This window comes from Micromonospora sp. I033 (assembly GCF_053890995.1).
The window spans coordinates 1-8,233 of the sequence record NZ_JBSSLX010000238.1; the positions used below are offsets into that span (position 1 = coordinate 1).

Consider the following 8,233-nt stretch of genomic DNA (forward strand, 5'->3'; position numbering starts at 1 on the left):
AGCACGATGAAGCCGAAATGATCGAGCTGGTGGGTGGTGAAGAGCAGGCGCCGGGCGTCCGGCGACCATCTCGGCGTGGAGAGCGCCCGGCCGACCTCGTACCAGCGGGTCTTTCCGCTGGCCAGGTCGAACAGGCCGATCTCCCGGGGCCGGTCGTCGTCCCGGACGGCGACGAGGGAGCCGGTCGGTGCCGGGAAGATGCCGTCGTAGCGGTCGGTGCTGAAGTAGCGGTCGGTGGTCACCATCGGCGTCTTCGACGGCGTGCACAAGGGTCACCAGGCGACCATCGGCCACGCCGTGGCGCGGGCCCGTGAGCTGGGCGTCAAGTCGGTGGTGGTGACCTTCGACCCGCACCCGGCCGAGGTGGTCCGCCCCGGCTCGCACCCGGCCGTGCTCACCGAGCCGGCCCGCAAGGCCGAGCTGATCGAGGCGCTCGGCGTCGACGTGCTCTGCGTGGTGCCGTTCACCCCGGAGTTCTCCCGGCTGCCGGCCGAGGCGTTCGTGCACGACATCCTGGTCGAGCACCTGCACGCCGCGCTGGTGGTGGTCGGCGCCAACTTCCGGTTCGGGCACCGGGCGGCCGGCGACGTGGCGTTGCTGGAGCGGCTCGGCCGCACCTTCGGCTTCGGGGTGGAGGGCGCCCCGCTGGTCGCCGAGGCGGGCACCGTCTTCTCCTCGACGTACATCCGCTCCTGCGTCGACGCGGGTGACGTGGCCGCGGCGGCCGCCGCGCTGGGCCGCCCGCACCGGGTGGAGGGCGTGGTGGTCCGCGGTGACCAGCGCGGGCGGGAGCTGGGCTATCCGACCGCCAACCTGCTGACCCACCGCTACGCGGCGATCCCCGCCGACGGGGTGTACGCGGCCCGCCTCGTGCGCCGGGGCGGGGAGCCGCTGGCCGCCGCGGTCTCCATCGGCACCAACCCGACCTTCTCCGGCCGGGAGCGCCGGGTGGAGGCGTACGCGCTCGACTTCACCGGCGACCTCTACGGCGAGCGGCTGGCCCTGGACTTCGTGGCGCACCTGCGGGAACAACGGACGTACGACGCGATCGAGCCCTTGGTGACACAGATCGCCGAGGACGTGGAGCGGACCCGCCGGGCGGTCGGCTGAGCGTGCCGGAGCCGGCCCGCCGGGCGGCATCGCGGCCCTTCACCGGGTGGTTCCCCGCCGGGCTGGTAGTCTGGCAGGGACGTCGGCTGACCGACGTGGGGCCTCGCGTGCCTGCACGACGCCGCGGGTGCGAGGAACCGGTCCGTTTCCCGGTCACTCCGACCGATCCGACGGACCTCATCGAACGTTCCACGAAACAGGGAGAACATGGCGCTCGACCAGGAAGCCAAGGCCAAGATCCGTGCGGAGTACGCGACCGCCGAGGGCGACACCGGTTCGCCGGAGGTGCAGGTCGCGGTCCTCACCAAGCGGATCGCCGAGCTCACCGAGCACCTGAAGGTGCACAAGCACGACCACCACAGCCGCCGCGGGCTGCTGCTGCTGGTCGGCCGTCGCCGTCGGCTGCTCAACTACGTCCAGAAGAAGGACATCAACCGCTACCGGTCGCTCATCGAGCGGCTCGGCCTGCGCCGATGACGTGACGGGGGAGTGGCCACTCGGCCGCTCCCCCGTTCCGGTACCACCGAAGAACCCGGCCGCGCGACAACCCGAGAGGGAGCCGGTCAGCACCGGTCTCCGGTAGTGGCCCCCGGAATCCCGGCATCATGCCGGCCACCCGGGCGCTTCGATCGAAGACCGGCCGCCTGAGCAGTTCCCCGTGTCGTGGGCCGACGACGCGAAGGAGCACCACAGCACATGACCGAGACCAACCTCGGCACCGAATCCCGCACCGCCGTGATCGACAACGGGTCCTTCGGCACCCGTGAGATCACCTTCTCCACCGGCCGGCTGGCCCGTCAGGCCGCCGGCTCCGTCATCGCCCAGCTGGGCGAGACGGTCGTCCTCTCCGCCACCACCGCCGGCAAGCAGCCCCGGGAGCAGTTCGACTTCTTCCCGCTGACCGTCGACGTCGAGGAGCGGATGTACGCCGCGGGCCGGATCCCCGGCTCGTTCTTCCGCCGCGAGGGCCGGCCCAGCGAGGACGCCATCCTCACCTGCCGGCTGATCGACCGGCCGCTGCGCCCGTCGTTCGTCAAGGGCCTGCGCAACGAGGTCCAGGTCGTCGAGACCGTGCTGGCGCTCGACCCGCAGCACCCCTACGACGTGGTGGCGATCAACGCCGCCTCGATGTCCACCAAGCTCTCCGGCCTGCCGTTCTCCGGCCCGATCGGCGCGACCCGGGTCGCGCACGTCGACGGCCAGTGGGTCGCCTTCCCGACCCTGGAGGAGCTGGCCCGGGCCACCTTCGACATGGTCGTGGCCGGCCGGGCGCTGGCCGACGGCGACGTCGCGATCATGATGGTCGAGGCCGAGGCGACGCCGCACGCCGTGGGCCTGATCGCGGACGGCGCCACCGCGCCGACCGAGGAGATCGTGGCCAGCGGCCTGGAGGCCGCCAAGCCGGCGATCCGCGAGCTGTGCCGCGCGCAGAGCGAGCTGGCCGAGGTGGCCGCCAAGCCGGTCGCCGAGTTCCCGGTCTTCCTGGACTACCAGGACGACGCGTACGACGCCGTGGCCGAGCTGGCCCGCGCCGAGGTCGCCGAGGCCCTCAAGATCGCCGGTAAGGCGGACCGCGAGGAGGCCCTGGACCGGGTCAAGGCCAAGGTCGCTGAGGAGCTCGGCCCGCGCTTCGAGGGCCGCGAGAAGGAGCTCTCCGCCGCCTTCCGGTCGCTGACCAAGTCCGAGGTGCGCAACCGGGTGCTGCGCGAGCAGGTCCGCATCGACGGCCGCGGCCCGCGCGACATCCGTCCGCTGACCGCCGAGGTCGGCGTGCTGCCGCGGGTGCACGGCTCGGCGCTGTTCGAGCGGGGCGAGACCCAGATCCTGGGCGTCACCACGCTGAACATGCTGCGCATGGAGCAGATGGTGGACACCCTGTCCCCGGAGAACCGCAAGCGCTACATGCACAACTACAACTTCCCGCCGTACTCGACCGGTGAGACCGGCCGGGTCGGCTCGCCGAAGCGGCGCGAGATCGGCCACGGCGCGCTCGCCGAGCGGGCGCTGATCCCGGTGCTGCCGTCGCGCGAGGAGTTCCCGTACGCCATCCGGCAGGTCTCCGAGGCGCTCGGTTCCAACGGCTCCACCTCGATGGGCTCGGTCTGCGCCTCGACGCTGGGCCTGCTCTCGGCCGGTGTGCCGCTGAAGGCGCCGGTCGCCGGCATCGCCATGGGCCTCATCTCCGACGAGGTCGACGGCAAGACCCAGTACGTGACGCTGACCGACATCCTCGGCGCCGAGGACGCGTTCGGCGACATGGACTTCAAGGTCGCCGGCACCCGGGACTTCGTCACCGCGCTGCAGCTCGACACCAAGCTCGACGGCATCCCGTCGGACGTGCTGGCCGCCGCGCTCCAGCAGGCGAACGAGGCCCGGCAGACCATCCTCGACGTGATGCAGCGGGCCATCGAGGCCCCGGCCGAGATGTCGGACTACGCGCCGCGGGTCACCACCGTGAAGATCCCGGTCGACAAGATCGGCATGGTGATCGGCCCGAAGGGCCAGACCATCAACGCCATCCAGGACGAGACCGGCGCCGAGATCTCCATCGAGGACGACGGCACCATCTACGTCGGCGCGACCAACGGCCCGTCGGCCCAGGCCGCGGTCGAGCGGATCAACGCGATCGCCAACCCGACGCTGCCGAAGGTCGGCGACCGGTTCCTCGGCACCGTGGTGAAGACCGCCGCGTTCGGCGCCTTCATCTCGCTGCTCCCGGGCCGCGACGGCCTGCTGCACATCTCCAAGGTGGGCGACGGCAAGCGGGTCGAGAAGGTCGAGGACTTCCTCAACGTCGGCGACAAGGTCGAGGTCGAGATCGCCGACATCGACCAGCGCGGCAAGATCTACCTGGACAAGGTCCGCCCGGAGGGCGCTGAGGCGCCGGCCGCCGAGGAGGCCGCCGCCGGCGAGCGTCCGGCCGGCCGGGACCGCGGCGGCGACCGTGGCCCGCGGGACCGCGGCGACCGTGAGCGCGGCGGCGAGCGCGGCGGCCGCGGTCCGGAGCGCGGCGAGGGCGGCGAGGGCGGCGGCGACGGCCGTCCGCGGCGCCGGACCCGGCACAGCTGATCCACCGACCGGCCGGGTGACGCCGACGGCGTCACCCGGCCGGTGACGGCTCCAGCGACGGTTCCAGGTCGCCGGAGCCGTCGTGCGTTACCACCGCACCACCCACCCCTCGTCGAACTGAGAGCAGGTTCCTCGTGAGTCGGACCCGGCGTTCGTCCTCCCCTGCGGCTCGACGGGGGGTGACGTCGTCCGGGGTCGCGCGCCCCGTGGGCGGAGCGGCCCGGGCGGTGACCCGCACGCTCAGCGACGACCCGCTGGGCGGCACCGTCCGCCGCACCGTGCTGCCGAGCGGCCTGCGCGTGCTCACCGAGGCGATCCCGGCGATGCGCAGCGTCTCGTTCGGCATCTGGGTGGCGGTCGGGTCGCGCGACGAGACCGGGCCGCAGGCCGGCGCCGCGCACTTCCTGGAGCACCTGCTGTTCAAGGGCACCAACAAGCGCGGCGCGCTGGAGATCTCGTCGGAGATCGAGGCGGTGGGCGGCGAGACCAACGCCTTCACCACCAAGGAATACACCTGCTACTACGCACGGGTGCTGGACGAGGACCTGCCGCTGGCCATCGACGTCATGTGCGACCTGGTCGCCGACTCGGTGCTGGCCGCCCCCGACGTGGAGACCGAGCGGGGCGTCATCCTCGAAGAGATCGCCATGCACGACGACGAGCCCGGCGACGAGGTGCACGACCTCTTCGCCCGCGCCGTCTACGGCGACCACCCCCTCGGCCGGCTGATCTCCGGCACCGAGGAGACGGTCACCCCGATGACCCGGCGGCAGATCCAGAGCTTCTACCGCCGCCGCTACACGGCGCCGCAGATCGTCATCGCCGCCGCCGGCAACCTCGACCACGCCGCCGTGGTCAAGCTGGTCCGGCAGGCGCTGCGTGGCACCCCGCTGGACACCGACCCGGCGACGCCGGCCCCGCACCGGCCGGCCACCCCGGCGGTACGCACCAGGCCGGCCGCCACGGTGGTCGAGCCGAAGGAGACCGAGCAGGCGCACGTCATCCTCGGCTGCCCCGGCATCGACCGCCTCGACGAGCGGCGCTTCGCCCTCGGGGTGCTCAACAACGTGCTCGGTGGCGGCATGTCGAGCCGGCTGTTCCAGGAGATCCGCGAGCAGCGCGGCCTGGCCTACTCGGTCTACTCCTACGCCAGCCAGTACGCCGACAGCGGCCTGTTCGCCGTCTACGCCGGCTGTGCGCCGGGCAAGGTGGACGAGGTGCTGGACCTGACCCGGGCCGAGCTGGCCCGGGTGGCCGCCGCGGGGATCACCGAGGCGGAGCTGGCTCGGGGCAAGGGCATGAGCAAGGGCTCCTTCGTCCTCGGCCTGGAGGACACCGGCTCCCGGATGAGCCGGCTGGCCAAGGGCGAGCTGCTCTACGGCAACCTGATGCCGGTCGACGAGCTGCTGGCCCGGGTCGACGCGGTGACCCTGGACGACGTCAACGCCCTCGCCGCCGACCTGCTCGGCCGGCCGATGTCCCTCGCCGTGGTGGGCCCGTTCGACGAGTCCGCCTTCGCGGCGCGCTGACCGGCCCGGACTCCCGTCCCGCTCCCCGGTCCGCGGGGGTGGCCCCGTCCCGATTGGGATAGGTTGTGCCCCGTGACTGACGAGCAGGAGAAGAACCCGGCCGAGGCGATCCGGGTCGGCGTGCTGGGCGCCCGCGGCCGGATGGGCATGGAGGTCTGCAAGGCGGTCGACGCGGCCGGCGACCTCGACCTGGTGGCCACGGTCGACCAGGGCGACGGCCTCTCCGCCGTCGCCGGCGCCGAGGTGGTCGTCGACTTCACCACCCCCGACGTCGTCATGGACAACCTGCGCTGGTGCATCGACCAGGGCATCCACGCGGTGGTCGGCACCACCGGATTCACCGGGCAGCGGCTCGATCAGGTGCGCGGCTGGCTGGCCGGCAAGCCCGGCGTCGGCGTGGTGATCGCCCCCAACTTCGGCATCGGCGCGGTGCTGATGATGCAGTTCGCCGCCCGCGCGGCCCGGCACTTCGAGTCGGTCGAGATCATCGAGCAGCACCACCCGCGCAAGCTGGACGCGCCCAGCGGCACCGCCACCCACACGGCCCGGCTCATCGCCCAGGCCCGCGCCGAGGCAGGGCTCGGCCCCACGCCGGACGCCACCAAGGACGAGGTGCCCGGCGCCCGCGGCGCCGAGATCGACGGGGTACGCGTACACGCCGTCCGCGCCACCGGCCTGGTCGCCCACCAGGAGGTGCTCTTCGGCACCACCGGCGAGACGCTGACCATCCGGCACGACTCGTACGACCGGGCCTCGTTCATGCCCGGCGTGCTGCTGGCGGTCCGCGAGGTGCGCCGCCGGCCGGGCCTCACCGTCGGTCTGGACGCCCTGCTCGACTGATTCCCGCCGCCCGTCTCGCAGGCGGCTGGCGCGGGTGCGCAACGGCGATCAAGCGGCACGGCCCGCCGCGGGTGCACGCTGTCCACATGACCCGCACGGACGGACTCACCGGCCTCCTCGACCTGCTCCAGCTCGCACTGGACGACCCGGAGACCGGCCCGGCGAATCTGGCCGCCCGGGTCCACCTTTCCCGGTTCCACTTCGACCGGCTGGTCGCCGCGGCCACCGGGGAACCGCCGGGCGCGCTGCGCCGCCGGCTCCTGCTGGAGCGTGCGGCGCACCGGCTCATCACCAGCGACCGGACCGTCCTCGACATCGCCGTCGAGGCCGGCTACGGCTCGCACGAGGCGTTCACCCGCGCGTTCCAGCGGTCGTACGGCGTCGCCCCGACCGCGGTCCGGCGGCGCCCGCCGTTGACCTTCCGCGAGCTGGAGCTGCCCTGCCCCAGCGGCGTCCACTTCCAGCCCCCCGGTGGCCTGCGGCTGCCGGCGGCACGTCAGGAGACCCCCATGAACGTTCTCCAACACCTCGTGGACCACCACGTCCAGACCCTCACCGCGATCATCGACCGCGCCGCCGCCCTCGACGACGAGGTGCTCGACCGGCCGGTCACCGTGTCCGTCGAGACCATCGACGAGCGGCCCACCCTCCGCTCGCTGATCAACGCCATGGTCACCCAGGAGGAGCACTGGCTGTCGGCGCTGCGCGGCGGCGAGTGGCCCGACGAGAGCGACCGGTCGGTGACCGGGCTGGCCGCCCGGCACGCGGTCGCCGGCCGGGACTGGCGGGCCTTCGTGGCCCGGACGCTGGCCGCCGGCACCCTGGCGGACACCTTCGTGGACACCACCTGCTCGCCGCCGACCACCCACACCCTCGGCGGCACCATCGGCCACGTGATCACCTTCGCCGCCGTGCGCCGGACCCTGGCCATCGGCGCCCTGCACAGCGCCGGCGTCACCGACCTCGGCGCCGGCGACCCCCGCCCCTACCTGGACGCCGCCGCAACCGCACCCGCCGGCTGACGCCTGCACCCGCCGGCTGACGCCTGCACCCGCTTGACCGACTCAGCCCGGCCTCCGCCGCGCGGGGGTGGCCGTCGCGGCTGCGGCGAAAGCGATGGCCCGGCGGGCGGGGCGGACCTAGGCTGACCGCCATGATCGATTCCGGGCTGCGTGACCGCGCCGGCCGCCGGGTGACCCTGCGGCCGGTGGACGACGACAACTGGCGGGCGGTGGCCGACGTCGCTCCCCGCGACGACCAGCGGAACTTCGTGCCCGCGCTGGCCGCCCGCTACCTGGTGCTGACCATGCGCTCGAACGTCTGGACCTCGCTCGCCGTCCACGCGGACGAGACGGTGGTCGGACACGTCATGTGGGGCGTGGACGACGACGGCTCCCGCTGGATCGGCGGCATGGTGATCGACGCCGCCGAGCAGAACCACGGCATCGGCCGCGCCGCCGTCCAGACCCTCACCGACTGGCTCGCCAAGGCCGGACAACCGATCCGCCTCAGCTACCACCCCGACAACACCGCCGCCGCCACCCTCTACCGCTCCCTGGGCTTCCACCCCACAGGTGCCATGGAGGACGACGAACTCATCGCCGAACTGACCCAGGCCTGACCCCCCCACCGGCCCCGTCCCGCTCCGTTGATCAAGAAGTTTGCGTCAGGGAGCGCCCGATTTC

The 8,233-nt window shown here is 73.0% G+C and carries 7 protein-coding genes and 1 pseudogene; 7 read left to right on the forward strand and 1 reads right to left on the reverse strand.

Annotation, left to right across the window (positions count from 1 at the left end; all coding sequences use genetic code 11):
• Nucleotides 1-245: pseudogene (locus tag ACW0Q9_RS26685) on the reverse strand (hypothetical protein); the annotation flags it as partial.
• Here ACW0Q9_RS26685 and ACW0Q9_RS26690 point away from each other — a divergent pair.
• The 7 genes from ACW0Q9_RS26690 to ACW0Q9_RS26720 all read left to right on the forward strand — a co-directional run bounded on the left by ACW0Q9_RS26690 (nt 235) and on the right by ACW0Q9_RS26720 (nt 8,169).
• Nucleotides 235-1,110 (forward strand): bifunctional riboflavin kinase/FAD synthetase, encoded by an 876-nt coding sequence (locus ACW0Q9_RS26690; RefSeq protein WP_456185894.1) that lies wholly within the window; start codon nt 235-237, stop codon nt 1,108-1,110. The pseudogene ACW0Q9_RS26685 and the gene ACW0Q9_RS26690 sit on opposite strands and share 11 nt — an antisense overlap.
• 207 nt (nt 1,111-1,317) lie before the next feature.
• The gene (rpsO, locus tag ACW0Q9_RS26695; protein WP_043962418.1) at nt 1,318-1,587 is read left to right on the forward strand and encodes a 30S ribosomal protein S15; all 270 of its coding nucleotides are present in this window, start codon (nt 1,318-1,320) and stop codon (nt 1,585-1,587) included.
• A 219-nt stretch (nt 1,588-1,806) separates the two neighbouring features.
• The gene (locus tag ACW0Q9_RS26700; protein ID WP_456185897.1) at nt 1,807-4,179 is read left to right on the forward strand and encodes a polyribonucleotide nucleotidyltransferase; all 2,373 of its coding nucleotides are present in this window, start codon (nt 1,807-1,809) and stop codon (nt 4,177-4,179) included.
• Between the two features lie 179 nt (nt 4,180-4,358).
• On the forward strand, nt 4,359-5,708 hold the full coding sequence (locus tag ACW0Q9_RS26705; RefSeq protein ID WP_456185899.1) for a M16 family metallopeptidase: 1,350 nt from the start codon (nt 4,359-4,361) through the stop codon (nt 5,706-5,708).
• Between the two features lie 72 nt (nt 5,709-5,780).
• Nucleotides 5,781-6,548: a 4-hydroxy-tetrahydrodipicolinate reductase gene (gene dapB, locus ACW0Q9_RS26710; RefSeq protein WP_456185901.1), complete on the forward strand. Its 768-nt coding sequence runs from the start codon at nt 5,781-5,783 to the stop codon at nt 6,546-6,548.
• 86 nt (nt 6,549-6,634) lie between these two features.
• Entirely contained in the window at nt 6,635-7,570 is a 936-nt protein-coding gene (locus ACW0Q9_RS26715; protein WP_456185903.1) for a helix-turn-helix domain-containing protein, read from the forward strand.
• A gap of 131 nt (nt 7,571-7,701) precedes the next feature.
• Entirely contained in the window at nt 7,702-8,169 is a 468-nt protein-coding gene (locus ACW0Q9_RS26720) for a GNAT family N-acetyltransferase (RefSeq protein ID WP_456185905.1), read from the forward strand.
• Nucleotides 8,170-8,233: the final 64 nt, after the last annotated feature.